General features: G+C 54.6%; 23 protein-coding genes. 9 read left to right on the top strand and 14 right to left on the bottom strand.

The genetic code is table 11. The features are described from left to right. Nucleotides 1-63: 63 nt before the first annotated feature. The 4 genes from SAMA_RS05765 to SAMA_RS19500 form a co-directional block, all read right to left on the bottom strand. Nucleotides 64-1,653, bottom strand: coding sequence for a M28 family metallopeptidase (locus SAMA_RS05765; RefSeq protein ID WP_011759217.1), 1,590 nt, complete (start codon nucleotides 1,651-1,653; stop codon nucleotides 64-66). 71 nt (nucleotides 1,654-1,724) lie between these two features. Next, on the bottom strand, nucleotides 1,725-2,144 hold the full coding sequence (locus SAMA_RS05760; RefSeq protein ID WP_011759216.1) for a GNAT family N-acetyltransferase: 420 nt from the start codon (nucleotides 2,142-2,144) through the stop codon (nucleotides 1,725-1,727). Further along, entirely contained in the window at nucleotides 2,144-3,034 is an 891-nt protein-coding gene (locus SAMA_RS05755) for a DMT family transporter (RefSeq protein ID WP_011759215.1), read from the bottom strand. Before SAMA_RS05755 ends, SAMA_RS05760 begins: the two co-directional genes overlap by 1 nt. A gap of 93 nt (nucleotides 3,035-3,127) precedes the next feature. After that, on the bottom strand, nucleotides 3,128-3,838 hold the full coding sequence (locus SAMA_RS19500; RefSeq protein ID WP_011759214.1) for a hypothetical protein: 711 nt from the start codon (nucleotides 3,836-3,838) through the stop codon (nucleotides 3,128-3,130). A gap of 180 nt (nucleotides 3,839-4,018) precedes the next feature. Between SAMA_RS19500 and SAMA_RS05745 the strand changes: the two genes are divergently transcribed. Continuing rightward, nucleotides 4,019-4,231 carry a hypothetical protein gene (locus SAMA_RS05745; RefSeq protein WP_041409694.1) on the top strand — a complete coding sequence of 71 codons (213 nt, stop codon included), beginning with the start codon at nucleotides 4,019-4,021 and terminating at the stop codon, nucleotides 4,229-4,231. Between the two features lie 2 nt (nucleotides 4,232-4,233). Here the strand turns inward: SAMA_RS05745 and SAMA_RS19110 are convergent, their stop codons facing one another. Then, complete coding sequence (locus tag SAMA_RS19110; protein WP_011759212.1) at nucleotides 4,234-4,842, bottom strand: hypothetical protein; 609 nt, start codon at nucleotides 4,840-4,842, stop codon at nucleotides 4,234-4,236. 246 nt (nucleotides 4,843-5,088) lie between these two features. On the opposite strand from SAMA_RS19110, the gene SAMA_RS05735 reads away from it, so the two are divergent. After that, nucleotides 5,089-5,616 carry a DUF333 domain-containing protein gene (locus SAMA_RS05735; protein WP_011759211.1) on the top strand — a complete coding sequence of 176 codons (528 nt, stop codon included), beginning with the start codon at nucleotides 5,089-5,091 and terminating at the stop codon, nucleotides 5,614-5,616. Nucleotides 5,617-5,623: 7 nt separating this feature from the next. Here SAMA_RS05735 and SAMA_RS05730 read toward each other — a convergent pair whose 3' ends face one another. The 4 genes from SAMA_RS05730 to SAMA_RS05715 all read right to left on the bottom strand — a co-directional run bounded on the left by SAMA_RS05730 (nucleotide 5,624) and on the right by SAMA_RS05715 (nucleotide 8,853). Next, the gene (locus tag SAMA_RS05730) at nucleotides 5,624-6,358 is read right to left on the bottom strand and encodes a substrate-binding periplasmic protein (protein ID WP_011759210.1); all 735 of its coding nucleotides are present in this window, start codon (nucleotides 6,356-6,358) and stop codon (nucleotides 5,624-5,626) included. A 91-nt stretch (nucleotides 6,359-6,449) separates the two neighbouring features. Beyond that, nucleotides 6,450-7,058, bottom strand: a complete 609-nt coding sequence (locus SAMA_RS05725; RefSeq protein WP_011759209.1) for a fumarylacetoacetate hydrolase family protein — start codon at nucleotides 7,056-7,058, stop codon at nucleotides 6,450-6,452. Nucleotides 7,059-7,067: 9 nt separating this feature from the next. Further along, nucleotides 7,068-8,081, bottom strand: coding sequence for a succinylglutamate desuccinylase/aspartoacylase family protein (locus tag SAMA_RS05720; protein WP_041410159.1), 1,014 nt, complete (start codon nucleotides 8,079-8,081; stop codon nucleotides 7,068-7,070). Between the two features lie 205 nt (nucleotides 8,082-8,286). After that, nucleotides 8,287-8,853, bottom strand: a complete 567-nt coding sequence (locus SAMA_RS05715; RefSeq protein ID WP_011759207.1) for a PhnA domain-containing protein — start codon at nucleotides 8,851-8,853, stop codon at nucleotides 8,287-8,289. Nucleotides 8,854-8,953: 100 nt separating this feature from the next. Between SAMA_RS05715 and SAMA_RS05710 the strand changes: the two genes are divergently transcribed. Next, entirely contained in the window at nucleotides 8,954-9,625 is a 672-nt protein-coding gene (locus SAMA_RS05710) for a DUF2461 domain-containing protein (RefSeq protein WP_011759206.1), read from the top strand. 19 nt (nucleotides 9,626-9,644) lie between these two features. Here the strand turns inward: SAMA_RS05710 and SAMA_RS05705 are convergent, their stop codons facing one another. After that, nucleotides 9,645-10,217: a TetR/AcrR family transcriptional regulator gene (locus SAMA_RS05705; protein ID WP_011759205.1), complete on the bottom strand. Its 573-nt coding sequence runs from the start codon at nucleotides 10,215-10,217 to the stop codon at nucleotides 9,645-9,647. 114 nt (nucleotides 10,218-10,331) lie between these two features. Here SAMA_RS05705 and SAMA_RS05700 point away from each other — a divergent pair, with 114 nt between their 5' ends. The 4 genes from SAMA_RS05700 (at nucleotide 10,332) to SAMA_RS05685 (ending at nucleotide 13,456) form a co-directional block, all read left to right on the top strand. Next, complete coding sequence (locus SAMA_RS05700; protein WP_011759204.1) at nucleotides 10,332-10,961, top strand: glutathione S-transferase family protein; 630 nt, start codon at nucleotides 10,332-10,334, stop codon at nucleotides 10,959-10,961. Nucleotides 10,962-10,972: 11 nt separating this feature from the next. Beyond that, a complete protein-coding gene (locus SAMA_RS05695; RefSeq protein ID WP_011759203.1) occupies nucleotides 10,973-11,641 on the top strand; it encodes a glutathione S-transferase family protein in 669 nt (222 codons plus the stop codon). 84 nt (nucleotides 11,642-11,725) lie between these two features. Beyond that, nucleotides 11,726-13,090 carry an RsmB/NOP family class I SAM-dependent RNA methyltransferase gene (locus tag SAMA_RS05690; protein ID WP_011759202.1) on the top strand — a complete coding sequence of 455 codons (1,365 nt, stop codon included), beginning with the start codon at nucleotides 11,726-11,728 and terminating at the stop codon, nucleotides 13,088-13,090. A 204-nt stretch (nucleotides 13,091-13,294) separates the two neighbouring features. Then, entirely contained in the window at nucleotides 13,295-13,456 is a 162-nt protein-coding gene (locus SAMA_RS05685) for a hypothetical protein (RefSeq protein ID WP_011759201.1), read from the top strand. Nucleotides 13,457-13,705: 249 nt separating this feature from the next. Here the strand turns inward: SAMA_RS05685 and SAMA_RS05680 are convergent, their stop codons facing one another. After that, entirely contained in the window at nucleotides 13,706-15,355 is a 1,650-nt protein-coding gene (locus SAMA_RS05680; RefSeq protein ID WP_041409693.1) for a sensor domain-containing diguanylate cyclase, read from the bottom strand. A 208-nt stretch (nucleotides 15,356-15,563) separates the two neighbouring features. On the opposite strand from SAMA_RS05680, the gene SAMA_RS05675 reads away from it, so the two are divergent. Continuing rightward, nucleotides 15,564-16,436: a DMT family transporter gene (locus SAMA_RS05675; protein ID WP_011759199.1), complete on the top strand. Its 873-nt coding sequence runs from the start codon at nucleotides 15,564-15,566 to the stop codon at nucleotides 16,434-16,436. On the opposite strand, the gene SAMA_RS05670 is transcribed toward SAMA_RS05675, so the two are convergent. Together SAMA_RS05670 and SAMA_RS05665 are read right to left on the bottom strand one after the other, a co-directional pair. Continuing rightward, complete coding sequence (locus tag SAMA_RS05670; protein ID WP_011759198.1) at nucleotides 16,408-16,932, bottom strand: GNAT family N-acetyltransferase; 525 nt, start codon at nucleotides 16,930-16,932, stop codon at nucleotides 16,408-16,410. The two genes, SAMA_RS05675 and SAMA_RS05670, sit on opposite strands and share 29 nt — an antisense overlap. Next, the gene (locus SAMA_RS05665) at nucleotides 16,929-18,305 is read right to left on the bottom strand and encodes a magnesium transporter (protein ID WP_041409692.1); all 1,377 of its coding nucleotides are present in this window, start codon (nucleotides 18,303-18,305) and stop codon (nucleotides 16,929-16,931) included. The genes SAMA_RS05670 and SAMA_RS05665 overlap by 4 nt, the downstream gene beginning before the upstream one ends. 149 nt (nucleotides 18,306-18,454) lie before the next feature. Here SAMA_RS05665 and SAMA_RS05660 point away from each other — a divergent pair, with 149 nt between their 5' ends. After that, nucleotides 18,455-18,949, top strand: a complete 495-nt coding sequence (locus SAMA_RS05660; RefSeq protein ID WP_011759196.1) for a glutathione peroxidase — start codon at nucleotides 18,455-18,457, stop codon at nucleotides 18,947-18,949. Between the two features lie 213 nt (nucleotides 18,950-19,162). Here the strand turns inward: SAMA_RS05660 and SAMA_RS05655 are convergent, their stop codons facing one another. Next, nucleotides 19,163-19,390, bottom strand: coding sequence for a hypothetical protein (locus SAMA_RS05655; RefSeq protein WP_157608307.1), 228 nt, complete (start codon nucleotides 19,388-19,390; stop codon nucleotides 19,163-19,165). Nucleotides 19,391-19,509 lie beyond the last annotated feature (119 nt).

Raw genomic sequence — 19,509 nt, 5'->3', positions numbered from 1 at the left:
ACATAGAAAGCACTGCAAGAAAAAAGAGCGGCTTAGCCGCTCTTTTTATTTACCAGCAAAAACTTAACGGCCATCTTTGGCACGGCGGGCTTTGAAGTCAGACTCTTCCAGCCACTTGGGCCATTCGCTGCCATTGGCAAGGCGCGAAAGAATTTGCTCAATCAATTTAAGGTCCTGCTTTACACCACCAAGTTGCCAGTCCGGGGAGTAATCGTCGGCGCCCTTGTGGTACTTGTGGGCAATGTAGTCAGGGTCGGTGTCACCCAGGCTCATAAACAGCAGTCCGGGCACCCCTTGCTGCGCCAGAGCAAAATGATCCGAGCGGAACATCAGGCCATTTTGAGGTCGTGGGTCGGCCTTCACCTGTCTGTTCTGGGCCTTGGCGGCGTCACTGAGCATAGTTTCCAGCTCAGAGACCCCTTCACCGTAGCGCAATATGTAATCCACGCCTTCGCCCACATTCATGCCATCAATGTTTAAAAAAGCCACCAGCTTAGATGTCGGCAACGGCGGATTTTCAGCAAAATACTGGGCGCCAATCAGGCCGGTTTCCTCAGCAGTGAAAGCGGAAAAAATCATGCTGCGGGCGGGCTTTTCTGCCTCTGGCAAGGCAGCATAGTGTCTTGCCAGCGCCAGTACCCCGGCCACGCCGGTGGCGTTATCCACGGCACCATTGAGGATGATGGTTTTGCCCTCTTCCTCGATTTGGCCAAGGTGATCCCAATGGGCGTGCATCACCACAGCTTCATCGGCATTTTTGTTGCCGGGCAATATGGCGGCCACGTTATGGGACTCGGCGCGCTCGATATGATTACTGAGGGTCAAATCGGCTTGCACCGTCAAGGGCACGGCTTTAAAGCCCGGCGCCTTGGCTGCGGCTTTCAGCGCTTCAATATCCTGGCCGGAAGCCGCCAGAATCTGCTTGGCCGCCGCATATTGCAGCCAGCCCATCACGCCCACCTGACTTTGGTTGTTATTGCCATCAACCAAAGTGAACTTGGTATTGGTATTGGAGTTTTTCACCACGCCCCAGCCGTACGCCGCCGGAGCATCTTCATGGACGATAAACACGGCTTCTGCCCCCTGACGGGCGGCTTCTTCATACTTGTAGGTCCAGCGGCCGTAGTAGGTCATGGCGTTGCCTTTGAAGACCTTGGGGTCCTGGGTGGCAAAGCCCGGGTCGTTAACCAGCAGCACCACGGTTTTGCCGCGCACATCGATACCTGCGTAGTCATTCCAGCCGTATTCGGGGGCATTGATGCCGTAACCGACAAACACCATGTCGCTGCCACTCAGTTCTACCTTGGGTACCACCCTCTGGGTACGTGCAGTGAAATCCTCACCCGAGGTAAAGCTGAGTTCACCCACCTTAAGCACCATGCTCTGATCGGCGGTGATTTTCGCCATCGGCACTGCCTGCAAATATTCGCCATTGAAAGCGCCTTTCAGGCCCATCGACTTAAAGGCATGGGTGAGGTAATCGAGGGTCTTTTGCTCACCATCGGAGAGGGGCGCGCGGCCGCCAAAGGCGTCACTGGCAAGGGTCTTCACGTCTTCGCGGAATGCGGTTTCATCAAAGGTCAGCGGGGCGGCAAAGGCCTGGGCAGACAGGCACAGTCCGAGGCCCAAAAACAGGCGGGAGGTCGGGTTCACGGGGTATCCTTCTTATTGACTGCAAGCAGCCATTGTATCGCCGGACCACCTCATTGCAATGCCGTAACTCCTCAATCGGCTTGCAGATTTTTCACCATGTAGAAGCGCTGGCCACCCTCGAAGGGATAGTCGGACTGACACCAAACGGTGTGATAACCGCGGCGTCGGTAAAATGCAGGCGCCTGAAAATCCAGGGTGTCGAGCAGTAACCATCGGCACCCTCGTGCCAGGGCTTCCTCTTCGGCCGTTTGCAACATGGCGGTGCCAATGCCCTGCCCACGCAGGCTGTCGCATACCCAAAAGTTATCGATAAGGCACCAGTTACCAAAGGTGCGCCCGGCGATACCCGCGGCAAGCTCACCGTTGTCATGGAGCTGTTTGAAACCAATGGGCCGACGTTGGCTGGCATCCCAGCGTTCGGCATTGAAGGCGGCAATTTTCTTTTTCACCACCTCAGCAAAGGCCGGGCTTTCATCTGCAATAAAAGACATTAGATCCGCTCTCCTGCAAGGCGGCGCAGTCGGGGAATGCTGCCGGTACTGATTGCCGTCCCCAGCAAAATGATGGCTGTGCCGACAAGCGTGTGCCAGCCGATATGTTCACCGAGGAACAAGGCGCCCCACAGGATACCGAATACCGGGATAAGGAAGGTGACGGTTAATGCCGAGGTGGCGCCCACTTCATCGATTAACCGGAAATACAACAGATAGGCCACACCGCTGCACAGAACCCCCAGCGTCACCACTGCGGCCAAGGTGCCGGAGGATGGCATAGCCTCAGGGGGCGCGGCAAACAGCAAGGTAGGCAACAACCAGGCACTGGCGGCCCACATGCAGCCATGGGCATTGCTGTATGCATTGCCATGATTGGATGCCTTGGTGTAAATGCTGGCAAAGGCATAGCAGATAGCGGCACCAAGCCCCGCGGCCAGGGCCCAAAGCCCCTCTTCAGACAGCGATAAACTCTCCACGCCCGCCAGCAGCACCACGCCACAAAAACCTGTGATAAGTCCGCCCAGGGCAGCTCCCCTTGGCATCGACCTTTGCCATATGGCAAGCAGCAGCGTGCTCCACAGCGGCGCCGTGGCATTGAGCACCGACATCAAAGAGGCTGCAAGCTCTGTGGCGGCAAACCCATAAAGCAAAAACGGCAGCGCGGTATTGATGCCGCCCAGAATGATAAAGTGCTTGAGGGGCGCCGAGCCTATCAATGCCTTTTTTAAATAGATGGCGCCGCCGAGCAGGAATAAGGCAGCAAAGGTGACCCGCAGAAACATCAGCCACGCGGGCCCGAGCTCAGTAACCCCGATGCGGATAAATAAAAATGACGCGCCCCAAATTGCCGACAGCAATAACAGTTTTAACCAAGCCCCCAAGGCCATGATTGGTTCTCCCCCAACGAATGCGCAGCCAGTTTAGGGGTGGCCTGAAAGACTGTAAAGGGATAGCCCCGGAGGGAATGCGAACAAGCCGATTCAGTCGAGCCTTTGCCAAACCTCTTCTTCTTTGAGAAGGCCGTCCTCAAATCGCTTTGTATGCCACTGATTTCCAATCAATTCATAATCGAAACTAAAGCCTTGCCCCTGAGGCACCTGAAAAGAATTAAGGGTCGGGTATTCGGTGTAGCTCGCGCCGTCTATGCGATACTCACCGGCGCCGGCCGCCCAAAATTCCGGTTTGTTTTTCACAGTTTTCATGGTGGTAAAGCTGAAGTGGCCATTGGAGATTACCTTGATGGCCACCAGCCCGAGTGTGTTATAGGACACCCAGCGGCCTTCCCCATCAAGATAGCGCCCGGAAACCAGCTCCCAACTGCCAATCAGCGCCTGAGCATCTGTTGCATCAATGGCCTTAAAATCTGCGCCTGAGATTTCTGCGCCCCTGGCCGTATCACTCATGCTGTCGGGTTGCTGGGATTCGGCAAGCTGCGTACCTTGCTGTGGCTCTTCCCTCTGCTGTAGCTCTACACCTTGCTGTGGCTCTGTACCTTGCTGCGGCTGTGCACCCTGCTGCGGCGCTGCTACGTTGCTCGCCTCAGTGCTCAGGGCGGTTTCAGAAGGGGCTGCGGTTAACTCTGTGGCAGTGGCAGGCTGCGCTGAGGCCATGGTGCTGATTGTCACCAACAGGCTGAGGGCGGCCATTCCTGCGCCCCATTTTAAATAACCGGTTCTGGAGATTTGTTTCATTATCAATTCCTCCCTGATGCTATCGACTCAGGACAGTTTCGCAGGTGAGTTTCCATTTATTACCGGGTAAACGCTCCAAACTTGTCACAAGACAGGCGTTTACGGTCATGGGCCAACAGACTGTCACCGCCCTGCCCTTATGGCTATAATGGCTGGCAGTACCAACTTAAGCAGAATGCCATGACCGATTTCAGCACTATCAATAAATCCAGCAGTCAATCTTTTAACGCCCAGAAACGACTCATAAAAGATTTGCTCGCTGGCAAGACCATCCCATGCAGCCACTGTGGCAAGCCCCTGGCTGCCAGCCTACCGGCTGCCGGTGAAACCCATCTGCTCGGTCATATCCGCTGCCCCAAGGGCTGTACCGACATTGAGCTTGAGGTAGAGTAACCTCAGTCAAGCGCCAACAGTTGCCCCTGAGGGTTTATCTCAAACCGGCGCAGTTCCAATAAACCGGGTGTCTCGGCCATGGCCTGATTGGCATCCCGGATCAGGAGCTCTGTGGTCACTGTCAGGGGCAAAAACTGGCTGGCAGCCACGCTTATCCCCCGAAGCTCGATTCTGTCACCCAGGAACACCGAACTCAGGTGGGTGGCAGTGCCACTCTCGGCCTTGAGACCAAATAATCCCAGATACCAGAAACTGCCTGAGCCCTGATTGGTAACCACAAAGGGCGCCACCATCAGCTGTGATCCCGCCAGCCTGGCATTGGTCATTTGCAAATCCCGGTAACCCAATAATACCTGCCCCCGCACCGGGCCGTCGCTGTAATCACCGCTTACCCAGGGACGAGGCGTTTCGACAAAGGTAGATAACCGGGCAACAGCTTCGCTCTGGGGTACCCGCAGCGTAAACCCCGCCAGGGTTTTAATGGAAAAAAGCTGTAACATCACGGGGTCGGCCTGGGCCAGGCTAATTTCCTTTGGCGGCTCTGTACTCTGACAGCCCAGCAGGGCGATGGAGAGGACTGCCGTGAGCAGCACACTTAAGACAAGTCTCATTGCCTATCTCCAATAGGTTGTGCAAGTGATTGAGATTATTAGCTACCATAGCATGAGCGCCCATCGAATACCTATCCGCCGCCCGGTTTTTGTCAAATGCCCACTATCGGCAAATCACCTTTAAAGACACTGTTCAAACTCACCCATAAATCAGTCGCCCTTGGACTGGAATCGCGCCATGAAGCCCCCTATTCTGGTGAGGATTAACCTTCAGCAACCCTAAGTCACCTTTATCAAGGAGTTAAGATGCCCAAGCCCTACACCAGTCTGCTTGCCCTGTTAATCTGTGCCGCTATGGCTGGCTGTGATAATGCCCCGCAGGCCCCAAGCGCTGACATTACCGCTCCCGACACTGTAAAAACCGCCGTGGATGAGTCATCAAAGGTCAATAGTGCGCAAGCCCCCACCCTGGCCAACCCGGCAGCGGAGTTTTGCGTAAAAATAGGCGGGCAATATGCGCTGGAGGCGCCAAGCGAAGGTGGAGATGAACAAAAAGGGGAATGTCACCTGCCCAACGGCAAGGTAGTGGATGCCTGGACCCTATACCGTGCCCACGCTAAAGCCGTGACTGATTCAGCCAGTGCTGACGCTGGTACCCCGGTCAGCCCTGAGCCGTTATCCATGCCAAACCCTGCCGCCGAATATTGTGAAAAAATTGGTGGCAAATACCTTATTGAGCAAGAAGCGGAGGGTGATACAGGATTGTGTGAGCTTGCCGATGGTACCCAAAAAAACGCCTGGGATTTATTTAGAGCCCACCACAAGGCGAACTGACATCAAGCTACTGGGCGCTGGCGGGCATGGCCTGCAGCGCCGACTCAAACAAGGATTGCTCAAAGGCCTCGGTAATCACCCGCCGCAGCCTTTGCTCATCGATATCCAGGCGGTGTTGTCGGCTTAAAGCAAACTGGATAACCCGGTCCTCCTGATATCGGTACTCTGATACCTGCACTGCATGGGCAAAGTTTGAGAACTCACGGCTCAGGAACGGCAGGGCATTTTCCGGGGCTATCACCACATCAACCCTGTCTGCCAGCAACATTCTCACCCCCGTGACCAGGTCACCGACCACCTGTTTTTTCAAACGACTGTCATTATCAAAGTAATCAAAATACATGGTGTTACGACTTACAGCGATACTGTGCCCCAGTAAATTATCATAGCGGCTCACGGTGACGCCGCCGGGCCTGGTCAGAAAAAGGTAACGGCTATCCCGGCGGTAGGGCAAAAGTATCCATCGCTGCTGCCGCTCCGGACTGGCAATGACACCCGCAACAATATCGGCATCCCCCATGTCCAGCATGCGCTGACAGCGGGCAAAGTTCGGGCTGGGCAAGAACACAGGATCATGGTCTATCAGTTTGGCAAACAGCCTCAATGCGGCAATGTTATTCCCATGGGGTTCAGGCATCAGGCTTTGATAAGGGGGAAACTCATCGATACAGGCTCGCAGCTGCCCTGCCGAGGCAACGAAAGCACATAAGGACAATGTCGCAAAGAGAAAGCGCCTGACCATGGCAGCTCCGACTGAATACACTATTCGAAAGTATTACGTATTTTAGGGCGCTGCCCAAGTCATGTCAGGCTAAAAGCTTGAAGGATATAGCTCAGTGGGCCGTCCAACTCACACTGGTCAGCAGCTCATCGCCACAGCGCAGTTCGGCGCGGTAGTGCCCGCCCGCCTGTAAAGGGCCAACACCTGCGGGGGTGCCCGTCATCAAAATGTCGCCATCTTCCAGTGTCATAAATGAGCCGATCTCCTCAAGGAGTTGCTCGGGTGAAAACAACATCAGCTCGCAGCCACCCTGCTGTAAAATGACGCCATCACAACTGAACACCAGGCTCAGCCCTTCACTGCTTGTGCAAGGGACAAACTCACCAAAAAGCGCCGAGCCGTCGAAGGCCTTGGCACGCTCCCACGGCAAGCCTTTGGCTTTGAGGCGGTTTTGGGTTGCTCTCTTGGTTAAGTCCAAGCCCACACTGGCCGCGACCAATTGGCCGCGGGCCACCATAAAGCAAATTTCAGCCTCATAGTGGAGCACTTCGCCCTGGGTGCTGTGCAGCACATTGCCAATGGCGCTGGCAGGCTTAACAAAAACAACAGGCTCGGAGGGCACTTCGTTGCCGAGTTCTTCTGCGTGGGCCACGTAGTTACGGCCTATACAGACCACCTTTGACGGCGATACCGCGCGGCCCGATAAAAACACCTGCTTCATCTTCGCTCCTTAGGCGTATTCCATCAAAAATTCATCCAGTTGCTCGTTAACGATTTCAATTTCGTCACCGGCAAACTGGGCAATATGGTAGAGCCCTTCACCTTCGTTGGTAACCGGGATATTGGTGATACCTATGACTATGCCATCGCTGGGGGAACGAATGGGCAGGGTGTCCTGACTGTGAGGGCTGGCCAAATACGCCAGAATATTCCCCTTGTTCACCCGTTGCCCCAATTTCACTTTTTGCAGCACCAGACCGTCGGCCTCCGAGCGTATCCAGTAGCTGCGCGCCGCTGCCACATCGGTTCCGCCACGGGATAACCTGCCTTTTTGCATACCCAGATGCCGAAGCAGGTTCACCGCGCCCTTGAGGCCGGTACGAATGGCCGCCTCGGAAAATCGCAGCGCTTCCCCTGCTTCGTACAAAATACAGGGCACACCCGCTTTGGCGGCATAGCCACGCAGTGAGTTACCCTTGGCATCACTGTGCATAATCAGGGGCGCGCCAAAGGCCCTTGCCATGCCCATCAACACCTCATCATCGGTATTACAGCGAATTTGCGGCAGGTTATCGCGGTGAATGGCACCTGTGTGCAAATCAAGAATATGGGTCGCGCGGGACACCAGCTCCCGGGTGACAAGGTGAGCCAGGCGACTGGTGAGTGCACCCTTCTCCGAGCCGGGAAAACAGCGGTTAAGGTCGCGTCTGTCGGGCAAATAACGGGACTTTTGAATAAAACCAAACACGTTGACCACGGGCACCATGAGCACGGTACCAGTAAGCGCCTTGGGATTGATACGCCCCTGCAGACGACGACAAATTTCGATGCCGTTGAGTTCATCACCATGAATGGCGGCGCAGACCAGCAGCACTGGGCCAGCCTTGTTGCCATGAAATACCTCGACCTGAAGGTCGACCGGCGTATCGTTGTAGAGCCTTGCCACCGGCAGGCGCACCGTGGCTTGGGTGCCGGCAGCCACCTGAGTGTCGCCGAGTTTGAAGGGTTCACGTTTTCTGGCCATCATAGCGTCCCGCTGGTATTTTTAGCCATTGTAACTCAGGCAATTAGCAAAGGAAGCCGTACGAGTTCAATGGCGCTGATGCGACCTTAATGGCGAGAAAATTAAGGGGTATGTATGACCAGCCTGAATTAGGACATCCGGGGATAAACCATAAAAAAGGCCGCCCGAAGGCAGCCTTTTCACTGAATGAAGACTGAAACCGCACTCAGGATTTCTTAACGTAGCAGCTCAAGATAACGATGCGGGTACCATTTACCCGGCCTTCGATGTGCTCGGGATTGTTCGTCAGGGCAATGTTACGCACGGCGGTGCCGCGCTTGGCCACAAAACTGGTTCCCTTCACGTTCAGGTCTTTGATGATCACCACGGTATCGCCGGCGGCGAGCTGAGCGCCATTGCTGTCCAGTGTTGGAGCGGCATCGGCATCCAGCGCAGCTTCGGCGTTGGCAGCATCAACCCAGGCCTGGGTGTCTTCGTCCAGATACATCATATCCAGCAGATCCTGAGCCCAGGTTTCGCTGGAAAGTTCTTTGAGCATACGGGCAGCCATTACCTGTACGGCAGGCACTGTGCTCCACATGCTTTCGTTCAGACAACGCCAGTGGTTGACATCCAGGGTGGCGGTGTCGGCAATTTGCGCCTGACAGGTACCGCACAGGGCAATATCGTTATCAGTGCGATCGCCACTGGCTGGTACTTCAAACAGGGAAAGTTCGGTTTCTGCGCTGCAGAGTTCACATTTGCCGCAGGCGCGGCTGATTGCATCGGTCATCTTGATCTGTCACTTTTACCAAAACCAAGGATTCTATCAAAAACCTTACTCGCCGTCAGTGATCTTCCCCAAAAAGCGAGCCCGGTTTATGGAGTACATCATGTTCACCCAAGCGACCTTCGACTTTCTTGCTGCCCTCGAAGCCAATAACGAGCGCGACTGGTTCAAGGCCAACCAGCACACCTATGAAGACAAGGTGCGCACCCCGGCCCTTGCGTTAATTGAAGCAGCCGCCCCCGCCATAGTCGCGTTATCTCCCAGGCTAACCGCGGTGGCCAAAAAAGTGGGAGGCAGCCTGATGCGGCCCCAGCGGGACACCCGTTTTGGCCATGATAAGCGCCCTTACAAGACCAATGTCGGCATCCAGTTTCGCCATTTTCAGGGCAAGGATGTGCATGCGCCCGGGCTGTATCTGCATATTGCCAATGACGGCTGCTTTGTTGCAGCTGGCATCTGGCACCCCGAATCCAAGGCGCTGAATGCCATCAGAAGCTGTATCGATGAAAATCCCGCCACCTATCAAAAAGCGCTGAAGGCCCTGACTGACAGCGGCTTTGCCATGGACGGCGATAGCCTGTCGCGCCCACCGCGCGGCTATGACAAGCGCCACCCATTAATTGATGAACTGAAACGAAAAGACTTTATCGCCGTAAAATCCCTGACAAATCACGAAGTGCTGCAACCCGATTTTGCATCAAGGCTCGTCGCGGAGTTTGAGCACTGCCAACAGCTGATGCGCTATTTGTGTTTTGCACTGGAGCTGGATTACTGAGGGCGCAGACAAAGGTGTGTCAAATGGGGCTTTTCCAGCGCTGGATTTCGCCTCTGAGCACCACCATGGCCGCATCGAGCAGTGCAAACTGTCCGGACTTGCCCAGCACCCGGATGCCCTGCAATTGCATCACCAGAAAGGCCGCCAGCTCGGCGGCGCGCTCCCTGGTCTGGTAGCGGGCGAGCACCTTGGCAAACGCCTGCTCCAGCCCCTCAAACAGCTCATTGCCAAGACGCTTCACCTCTTCATCCTCCACACAGCGCTCCAGCAGGGCGTTTTGCATAAAACATCCAAACTGTTGATCTTTTTGCTTGGCGGCAAATTCTTCCACCAAATTCATCAGCGCGTCCATGTCGGCATCGTCGGCTTGCAGTGGCCCAAGTCCGGTCAGGCCGCGGGTGTAGAGGTAACGGCGCAGCGCATCACGGTACAACGTCAGCTTATCGCCAAAACTGTTGTACAGGCTGAAACGATTAATCCCCAGATGCTCCACCAGATCGGCCACCGAGGTGCCCTCGTAGCCTTTTTGCCAAAACAGGTTCATGGCCTGTTCCAGCTTTTCCTCTTTGCAAAAATTACAACTTCGCGCCATTGGGGAATATCTCGTCGCAAAAGTGAATATTAACTCTCGATCTAATTATTGACCGTTCGTTCAGTTATGCAGTAGATTCTATCCTAACCGATCGTTCAGATAAAGAGAGGCCTTATGAAAATCCTCGAGCTTGCCCCTAGCCCCAGCGCCCGCCGCGTCGGCATTTTTTTGGCAGAACTCGGCATAGAGGTGCCAAGAGAGCAGCTGAATTTAAGGGACGGCGACAACCTGACCCCTGAATTTAAACGTAAAAGCGTTAATGGCCGCATCCCCGTACTGGAGCTGGATGATGGCACCCATATCTGTGAATCTGTCGCCATCTGCCGCTATTTTGATGCCCTGCATCCGCGCGACAGCAGCCTGTTTGGTAACAGCCCGCTGGAGCAGGCACAGGTGGAAATGTGGAACCGGGTGCTGGAACTGAATGGCCTGATGGTCGCGTTTCAGGCGTTTCGTAACCTCACCGGCTTTTTCAAAGACCGCGAGCGCTTTGTCGAGGCTTGGGGCGCGGAATCCCGTGAGCGCATCATAGAATTTCTGCCAACTCTGGAAGCACGCCTCGAAGGGCGTGACTTTGTTGCCATCGAACGCTTCACCATCGCCGATATCACAGGTTTTGTGCTGATTGGCTTCCTGCCGCGGCTCGAGATTGAACTGACCGACGCCATGCCCAACATTCGCCGCTGGCACGCAGCCATCGCCGCACGTCCCGCCGTGGCCACCCTGCTGGCAAGCCAGCAATAGAGGAGTACATCATGATTGAGCTTTATACCGCCGCGACCCCCAACGGCCATAAAATTTCCATTGCCCTTGAAGAATTAGGGCTCGAGTATCGGGTACATGCCCTTGATCTCATGACCCTTGAGCAAAAAAAGCCCGAGTTTCTGGCCATTAACCCCAATGGCCGTATTCCGGCAATTGTAGACACAGATAACGACGACTTTGCGGTATTTGAGTCGGGTGCCATCTTGTTATATCTGGCCGAGAAAACCGGCAAGCTGCTGCCGACCGAGCCCAAGGCACGCTCTGAGGTTATCCAGTGGCTGATGTTCCAGATGGGGGGCGTTGGCCCCATGATGGGTCAGGCGAACGTGTTTTACCGCTACTTTCCCGAAAAAATTCCGGCCGCCATTGAGCGTTATCAAAAGGAAGGACGGCGCCTGTTCGAGGTGATGAATACCCAGCTTGAAAAGCATGCGTATCTCGCCGGAGACGAGTACAGCGTCGCCGATATCGCCACCTACCCCTGGGTACGTATCTATGACTGGAGCGGCGTGGATATCAGTGGGTTGGATGCGCTGCAGCACTGGCTCGAGCGCATCACTGCCCGGCCCGCCGTGGCCAAGGGCCTTGCTGTGCCGCCACCAAGTGAGAAATCCGCCGAAGAGCGTGCCAAAGACATCGCCAAAATGGTCACCCGCTGACTCGCCGGTTACCAGCCATCCTCAGATGCGCCCTCGCGGCGCATCTGCTACAATCGGCGCCGGATTTTTTACTCAGGCAAGCCCATGTCACACCCAGCACCTCTCTCGTCGGCCGAGCGCCGCGCCATCAGTTATGCCAACACCCTGCATCTGCTGGTGTCGCATATTTTTAAGCAGCGCGAAGGCGCCGACCGGGTACTGGCCAACTATTTCCGTGAGCACAAAAAGCACGGTTCCAAAGACCGTAAGCTTATCCGTGAAACCCTGTTTGGCCTGTTCCGTTGGTGGGGCTGGCTGAAAAACCTGCCTGCGGCCGATGACGCCAATGCCAATATTGAAGACTCGGGCTTTTCCTCTGGCTTGGGCGAGGCCCACAGCCCGCGTTGGTTTACCCAATTAAGCCTGGTGGCCGCCATTGAAAATCATCAATGGCAGGATATTCGCAGCGGTTGGCTTTCTCAGGCCAATCTGTCTCAGTTGGAAATACCTGCCTTTGGCGATACGCCAGAAAACCTCAACATCATTTGCGCCGCCTTAATTAAGCAGTTTGGTGGTGAATTCGCCCCGCCGAACCTCCTTCCCGACTGGGCCTGGGAGCACATCAGCGTGGCCGGGAGTGACAAGCTCGCCTTTGTCGATGCCCTGTGCCGCCGCCCGCCCCTGTGGACCCGCGCCCAGGGAACAAGCCGCGAACAGGTGCTCAAGCAGCTTGAGGCAGATGACATCGGCGCCGTTCCAAGTAAGGTGTTTGCTGATGCCATCGAGCTTGCCAGCCAAAGCATCAATCTGGATGCGGTGACGGCCTATACGTCGGGCAAGCTTGAGGTGCAGGATTTGGCTTCTCAGGCCATTGGTGAAGTGGCAGCTCCCAAGGCGGGCGAGCGTTGGTGGGATGCCTGCGCAGGCGCAGGCGGTAAGAGCCTGCAGCTTTTCTCACTCATGCAAAAACGCGGCGGCGTGGGTGAACTCGTCGCCTCAGATATTCGTCCCAAGGCACTGGAAGAACTGCTGCGCCGCGCCGACAAAGCCGGGGTTGCGCCGATTCAGCTCAGCCCCTGGCGCAGCGACAAGCTGCCGGTCAAGGCAGACTATTTTGATGGCGTGCTGGTGGATGCGCCCTGCTCCTGTACCGGCACCTGGCGCCGCAACCCAGACATGCGCTGGATTGATGATGCATCAGCTATTTTGGACAAGCCCGCGCTGCAGCTGGATATTTTGCGCCGCGCCAGCGCCGCCGTGCGCAGCGGCGGCGTGCTGGTGTACGCCACCTGCTCCTTGGCCCGCGCCGAAAACGAAGCCGTGGTCGAGGCCTTTTTGGCCTCAGATGAAGATTTTGAACTTGATACCACCGCACATCCCTTCAGTGGTGAACACTGCGCGGTTATGACCCTTTGGCCGCAGCAGGCCAATGCCGACGGTATGTTTGTGGCCCGCATGCGACGCCGCTGAGGCAGGTTTGGGGCGGTCATAAAATCGAACACAAAAGAATCGCCCGGGGCTGGGATTTAAGGCTGGTTTCAGACTGTAACCGCCTCGTTGCTTCGGGCAATTTTTTTCACCATAAAACAATAAATTTTTCGCTTTAGCTTGGCATGACCATTGGGTAAAAAGATCCTGTGCCAGAGTGGCACAAGTGTTCAGCTGGAAAAGGTCATGTCACACTCCTACGAATTTGAAGACGAAGACTCGCCATGGGGCGATAACGTCAAAGGGAAGCAAAAGAATAAGCGGGTCAAACAGCGTAGACGCGATACCAAGCGCCGCTACTTTGATGAAAATGCCGAGGTGGAATATCTCCAAAGCAAGTGGCGCTGAAGCTCCCAAATCGAATCCTCTCAGGCAAGCCGTTTGGCTTGCCTTTTTCTTTCCCTGCGCCCGGTAAACGCCGTTTTCGAATCGAGGTGGATATCGCGGCCATAACGCGTATGCACGGCTCAGAGGGCTGTTAGCCCCTGGTTATCGGGTTGCCGTGCCGGTGTTTGAGCATTAAAAAAGCGGCCTTCTGGCCGCTTTTTTATAGGTTGTGGGTACAAAAAGCAGATTATCCCCCACACGCCCCATGATTCATGCCTCCATGGCATCGACAGCCAACTCACGCCTTTTTTCGGCTTTCAAGGAATACATACTGGTGTCAGCCGACCTTAACCATTCGTGGGATTTGTGCACCTCGCTGTCGAGGGCATATCCGAAGCTGACGCCGGCATCGGTAAAGCCCTGGCGGGCAAAGATGGTTTCTATGTTTTCCAGTTTGGAGGTGACCAGAGATAAGAAAGCCCCATCCAAAAAGAGTGCAAACTCATCTCCCCCCACCCGAAAGAGTTTGAGTTTGGGGATATCCAGCGACTTAAGCTCCTGCACCAGAGTTCTCAGCAATTCATCCCCCACCTGATGACCGAGGGTGTCGTTGACTTTCTTAATCCCATCCACATCCAACAGCACCAGAGCCGTAGGTTTTGTTACCGCCTCACCAAAGGTATGGCAGGTTTGCAGATATTCATCGAAGGCGTACCTATTGCCGATTTGGGTAAGACTGTCGACCCGGGCCTTTTCCCAGGCGGAGCTCAGTTCTTCGATATAGGCCTTACGCTCTTCAGACAGCAGCTTTAGCTTGTTGGCCAATGCCAGAGAAAGCAGCAGCGCGTCGGCTGTGCCCCCCGCCAGGGTGGCAAACTCGGCGTATTCGATAATATCCGATGTCAGCCCCATGTTACCGGGCAGAATCAGCATGGCAGGTAACAGCAGACAGCTAAATGCCATGATGAAATAACGGGCCGGCGAGAAGCCCTTCATCAGGCACACATTACCCGCCACTATGGCCAGCACTATCCAGGCGCCAATCAAGACCGAAGCAATAATGGCGGTGTAAGAAATCAGCAGCCAACTGGTTGGCAGCGCCAGAATACAGGCCCAAAGCAGGTACTGACTTAAGCGCCACAAACGGGGGGAGTTGCTGGGGAGTTGCAAAAAGTGTTTATAGAACAAAATATTAAAAATTGGCAGCCCGATAAAAAACACATGATGCACACCAATAGCATGAATTCCCAAAAGCTGCGCAGGGACATGGAAGGTAAAGGCCCAACCGAGCAGATACACAATGACATAAAGCCCGTAGTACAGGAACGCCTTGTCTCTGGTGGAGCCGTAAATCAGCAAGTTGTAGAAGGCGATAAACAGCAGCCCTCCCAGACAAAGCAGCACGGCCACCGCCAACCCATCGGTTAGCTGCCGATGTTCGGGAGCCGGATTGATTTCGAGTTTGGGAAATGATGAGAAATAGCGCGACTCCACCCGGACCAGCAGCCAATATTCCACCCCGTATCTCAGGGTGACGTTACGGCCGTAATCGAAAAGATACTGATAAGGCGCGTAATAGCCGCTGCTCGCCAGCTGACGACTGCCATCCCTCCCAAGCACCAGATAGTCCACCTTTTCGGCGATGGAGTTATGCAAGTTGACCACCCAGTCACTGCGGTTTTCATTCACCATAAAGGGCACAGCCAGATAAAACTGGCCACCGCTTAAAGGGAGTCTTTTGATGTCTTTGTGCTTATCAAGCCAATCGGGCACGGCGTCAAAGGCTGTGGGAAGTACATCATCGTCGGCAGCCACAAACTGGTAAGGCGCATCCAGAGCAACTGCGGCATTGACCTTCGCTGACCAAAGCAGAGGAAGAAGCAGGGCAATGCCTAATATCGCTGCAAGTATTCGAGCCATGATGTGTGTTGTGATTCTCGGTTGCTCAGACGGGGCCACAGGTTCTCATTCCCTGATAACAGGACATTCCATTCAGAATGGACAGGCAGCAAGCTGCAACTTTATTGCTACAAACACATTTTTTCAATTGTAGCGGCTCATTTTCAGCAAGACGGCTTATGTGTACGGTGGTATTTTAGGCGCCCTGACCTGTTCTGTGTGGGTTTTAATGCAAGCTCTGCTGATGATACTGCTGGCTCAATGGCTGATTGCCACCGGCAGCCTGTTAATCAAACTTCTCGACCCAAACACGGGGGTATTTCAACTGGTGCTCTATCGCCAGCTGTTTGCCACCCTGCTGGTGCTGCCTTTTGTCTGGCGGCTACAGGGAGGGCTGCGCATCAGTCCCCTGTATCGGGTACACATGGTACGGGCACTGCTGATTGGCCTTGGCAATGGGTTGTTTTTTATCGCCATCATGAACCTGCCATTGGCTTCAGTGACCGCAGTGCTTTACCTGTCACCGCTGATGCTGCTGGTGATGTCTGCCGCGTTTTTAAAAGAAACCATAGGTTACAGGCACAGTGTTGCAGGCATTATCGGATTCTGTGGCATTCTGATGATAAGCCAGCCCAGCAGCCTCAATCCTTACCTGCTGCTCGCGGTATTGGGCGCCCTTATCAGCGCCAGCAATAACCTCATTTTAAAGCGCTATTCCGCCGCAGAGCATCCTTTCAGTACCCTGTTCTGGTCCAATGCCTTTGCCATGGTGTTTTTGATCCCCGCAGCTGTGTTTGAAGGCGCGTCTCTGGTTTGGGATGCCTCCATCGTGGGTATGCTGCTGGCCCTCTTTTATTTGGGCATGACCTATCTGGTGATCCATGCCTATCGTCGCGCCGATGCCAGCCAGCTGGCCCCGGCGGAGTACACCGGACTGGTGTTTGCCACCTTGCTTGGGCTGTGGTTTTTGGGCGAAGTGCCGAATTGGTTAAGCCTGATAGGTATCGCCTTGGTGATGTGTTCGGCGGTGTTGCCGGTGTACCCGGAACTCAAAGGGCTTTGGCGCCAACGTGTCAGCCGTGCGCCCCGCGCCCCTGACTGACGGGGGTTCTGCTGCCTATGGGGCCCGCCATTAAGGCTTGAATGTCGAGCCCTTGCTGCAGCGGCAACACATACCAACCAATGGTATTTCCGGTGCCGCGAATACTGAGGTAGTCCCCATAAAACTGCCAGCCGGCCTTCAGTAGATTCTCACGACTGGCCTGGTTTTCCGCTCTTACCGTCGCCCACAGCAGTTTTATCCCCTGTGCTCTGGCCCAGTCAATCCGTGCCTGGGTGAGTCTGGCGCCAATGCCGAGGCGTCGATACTGGGATGCCACTACCAGATAGCCTAATTCTGCCACCTCGCCGTCACCGGCCTTAATGGCACCACAGCCCACCAGCCTGCCATCGAGCCGTGCCAGCAGAAGCAATCTGGCCTTGGCCAGTGCTGCTCTGTCGAGGGGATGATGGTTATCATCCCGGCTATCAATGAGATCTGCTGCGGCGACAACGTCTTCATCGCAACTGGCTTGGCTGATGGTGAGGATTGGCGTCATAAAAAGAGTATGGTCGCAAGGCCAAGAAAACTGAGAAACCCAATCACATCTGTCACCGTAGTCAAAATCACCGAGCCGGATAGCGCTGGGTCCTGATCCATTTTTTGCAGCACCATGGGTACCAGCACACCGGCGCCGGCCGCCACCAGCATATTGATCAGAATGGCGCAGCCAATGGCGATGCCGATGATTTCATTGCTGAACCACCAACCCGACACAGCGCCTATAACGATGGCCCAGAGCACACCATTCACGGCACCTATGCCCAGTTCGTTTTTCATCAAAGACCAGAGGTTACCGGCTGAAATCTGCCCCATCGCCATGCCGCGGATCATCAGCGTCAGCGACTGACTGCCGGCAATACCCCCCATGGAGGCTACGATAGGCATTAAGACTGCAAGGGCAACCACCTGCGACAGCACGTCTTCAAACAAACCGATTGTGGCCGACGCAAGGAAGGCCGTGAGCAGGTTAATACCCAGCCAAACGGCGCGGCGCCGTGCGCCTTTCATAATGGGGGCGAACAAGTCGTCGGTTTCATTCATACCGGCGCTTGCCATCAATTGGGCTTCGTAATGTTCACGAACCAACTCGGTCGCGGTTCTCAACGTCACCCGGCCAATCAGCCCACCTTCATCGTCCACCACTGGCAGCTCAACGTCTCGGCTATGTTCGAGCAGTTCAGCCGCCTCCATCAGGGTGGCATCGGCGCTGATGGCACGACTGTCTTCGTCCATCAGACTCAGCAGTGGCTCATCGGGATTACTGCGAAATACTTCATAACGGCTGACGGCTCCCCGAAAGTGGTCTTCTTCGTCCACCAAAAACAGCGAGTCATTACAGTCGAGTTCAATTCTGCGAAAAAAGCGCTGCGCCTGACCTATGGTTGCCTTGGTAGAAAGCACCAACATCTGGTGGTCGGCATAACGGCCTATCTCGTTTTCGGAATATTGATTATAGAGTTCGAAGTGCTGACGCTGGCGCTCGCCCATTTGCGCCAGAGCCCTGTCGGTAAAGCTCTCGGGAAGATAGTCACTCCACTCAATCAGATCTTCTGGACTTAACTGGGCAAACAAGAGATCGACTTCGTCGTCAGGCATACGCCGCAAGATGCCCATGCGCGGATCGGCGCGCATCAGGCTGAGCACTTCTACCCTGTCGGCGAACTCCACCTGCTGCCATCGCTCATAACGCTCATCCAGCGGCAAGGCTTCCAGCAACAAGGCTACAGTGCCGGGTTCGGCGTCTTCGAGAATTTCTGAGAATACCTCGGCCTGTGCCTGGCCCTCAGCGCCGGTTAACTGTTGTACGACCAGGCCCACTTCATTCTGTGGGGCCAGGTTGGGTTCCTGTTCTGGCAAATTTTCTGTCACGGCGGCGTCCGTTGGTTACATCTTGTGGCTGACTATATTGAGATTTTTGTGTCATATCAACCGAGCAATTATATTGCACACAATTTAATTGCTCACATAGAAAAATGCATTTAGAATGTCTTTGTTCATTTTCTACCCGGAGTATTTTTATGACGGATCTGTATCAATTTGCCGCCACCACCATCAAGGGCGAGCAGCAGCCATTGGCCAACTATCGCGGTAAGGTCTTATTGATAGTCAATACCGCCAGCAAATGTGGCTTTACCCCGCAATATCAAGGGCTGGAAAGCCTCTATCGCAAATACCATGACCAAGGCCTCGAAATACTCGGCTTTCCCTGCAACCAGTTTGGCGCCCAGGAGCAAGGGAGTGAGTCAGACATTCAGAGTTTCTGTGAACTCAATTTTGGTGTGACCTTTCCGCTGTTTGCCAAGGTTGATGTCAATGGCGAGCAGGCCCACCCGCTGTTTACTCACCTTAAGCAGGAAGCACCGGGCCTCCTTGGCAGTAAGGCCATCAAATGGAACTTCACCAAGTTTTTGGTCGGCCGTGACGGCAAGGTGAGAGACAGGTTCGCCCCCACTACCGATCCCCAAAAGCTGGAAAAGGATATCGAGGCACTGCTGAACGAAGCGGCGAAATAAACAATTTGGGATCAGGGAGATAGTAAAAATTCAGCCATTTTCGCTATTTTTTGAGCCGTGTCGTGGAACTTTTTACCGAACGCACGACTCAAACATAGTGAACATTGAAATGGGTTTTCGTGTTCATCATTCTCCCTGGGACTTACTAGCGCAGTCCCCTTGGTCCACTGAAGGATCCCATGGCAACCTCCCCAGGTTGCCTTTTTTTATTCCTCAAATGTGCAGTGACAGGTCATAATCGCCACCGGGATGGCCACCGGGATAATTGACTTTTGCACCGGGAAAAATTTTTTTTGAATTTTTTACGCTGACGATGAACTTCTTGAAAAAGGCCCGGTCTGAATAAGTGAACCGAATTTTTGCAGTCGACATCAATCGACAGCTGCATGGGTAAAGTTCATCATCATTCTCCCTTTCAGCATAGGCTTGTTGCTGGCGCATTGAACAGGCACTTGTGACTGACTTGAACATCTCTGGCAACCATTGGTTGCCTTTTTTTTATCCTGAAACCCACACACCCGACTCACTGCACGCTTGCTCTAAGCAGCGGCGCTGCGACA

The sequence above is a fragment of the Shewanella amazonensis SB2B genome, assembly GCF_000015245.1.
GTDB classification, from domain to species: Bacteria; Pseudomonadota; Gammaproteobacteria; order Enterobacterales; family Shewanellaceae; genus Shewanella; species Shewanella amazonensis.
The sequence above is the reverse complement of the archived record's forward strand: the minus strand, read 5'-3'. Positions and strand labels throughout refer to the sequence as shown.

Coding starts and splice junctions, on each gene's coding strand:
- SAMA_RS05760 (WP_011759216.1), bottom strand. CDS start 2,144: ATGTCTTTTATTGCAGATGAAAGCCCGGCCTTTGCTGAGGTGGTGAAA.
- SAMA_RS05755 (WP_011759215.1), bottom strand. CDS start 3,034: ATGGCCTTGGGGGCTTGGTTAAAACTGTTATTGCTGTCGGCAATTTGG.
- SAMA_RS19500 (WP_011759214.1), bottom strand. CDS start 3,838: ATGAAACAAATCTCCAGAACCGGTTATTTAAAATGGGGCGCAGGAATG.
- SAMA_RS05745 (WP_041409694.1), top strand. CDS start 4,019: ATGACCGATTTCAGCACTATCAATAAATCCAGCAGTCAATCTTTTAAC.
- SAMA_RS19110 (WP_011759212.1), bottom strand. CDS start 4,842: ATGAGACTTGTCTTAAGTGTGCTGCTCACGGCAGTCCTCTCCATCGCC.
- SAMA_RS05735 (WP_011759211.1), top strand. CDS start 5,089: ATGCCCAAGCCCTACACCAGTCTGCTTGCCCTGTTAATCTGTGCCGCT.
- SAMA_RS05730 (WP_011759210.1), bottom strand. CDS start 6,358: ATGGTCAGGCGCTTTCTCTTTGCGACATTGTCCTTATGTGCTTTCGTT.
- SAMA_RS05725 (WP_011759209.1), bottom strand. CDS start 7,058: ATGAAGCAGGTGTTTTTATCGGGCCGCGCGGTATCGCCGTCAAAGGTG.
- SAMA_RS05720 (WP_041410159.1), bottom strand. CDS start 8,081: ATGGCCAGAAAACGTGAACCCTTCAAACTCGGCGACACTCAGGTGGCT.
- SAMA_RS05715 (WP_011759207.1), bottom strand. CDS start 8,853: ATGACCGATGCAATCAGCCGCGCCTGCGGCAAATGTGAACTCTGCAGC.
- SAMA_RS05710 (WP_011759206.1), top strand. CDS start 8,954: ATGTTCACCCAAGCGACCTTCGACTTTCTTGCTGCCCTCGAAGCCAAT.
- SAMA_RS05705 (WP_011759205.1), bottom strand. CDS start 10,217: ATGGCGCGAAGTTGTAATTTTTGCAAAGAGGAAAAGCTGGAACAGGCC.
- SAMA_RS05700 (WP_011759204.1), top strand. CDS start 10,332: ATGAAAATCCTCGAGCTTGCCCCTAGCCCCAGCGCCCGCCGCGTCGGC.
- SAMA_RS05695 (WP_011759203.1), top strand. CDS start 10,973: ATGATTGAGCTTTATACCGCCGCGACCCCCAACGGCCATAAAATTTCC.
- SAMA_RS05690 (WP_011759202.1), top strand. CDS start 11,726: ATGTCACACCCAGCACCTCTCTCGTCGGCCGAGCGCCGCGCCATCAGT.
- SAMA_RS05685 (WP_011759201.1), top strand. CDS start 13,295: ATGTCACACTCCTACGAATTTGAAGACGAAGACTCGCCATGGGGCGAT.
- SAMA_RS05680 (WP_041409693.1), bottom strand. CDS start 15,355: ATGGCTCGAATACTTGCAGCGATATTAGGCATTGCCCTGCTTCTTCCT.
- SAMA_RS05675 (WP_011759199.1), top strand. CDS start 15,564: ATGCAAGCTCTGCTGATGATACTGCTGGCTCAATGGCTGATTGCCACC.
- SAMA_RS05670 (WP_011759198.1), bottom strand. CDS start 16,932: ATGACGCCAATCCTCACCATCAGCCAAGCCAGTTGCGATGAAGACGTT.
- SAMA_RS05660 (WP_011759196.1), top strand. CDS start 18,455: ATGACGGATCTGTATCAATTTGCCGCCACCACCATCAAGGGCGAGCAG.
- SAMA_RS05655 (WP_157608307.1), bottom strand. CDS start 19,390: ATGCGCCAGCAACAAGCCTATGCTGAAAGGGAGAATGATGATGAACTT.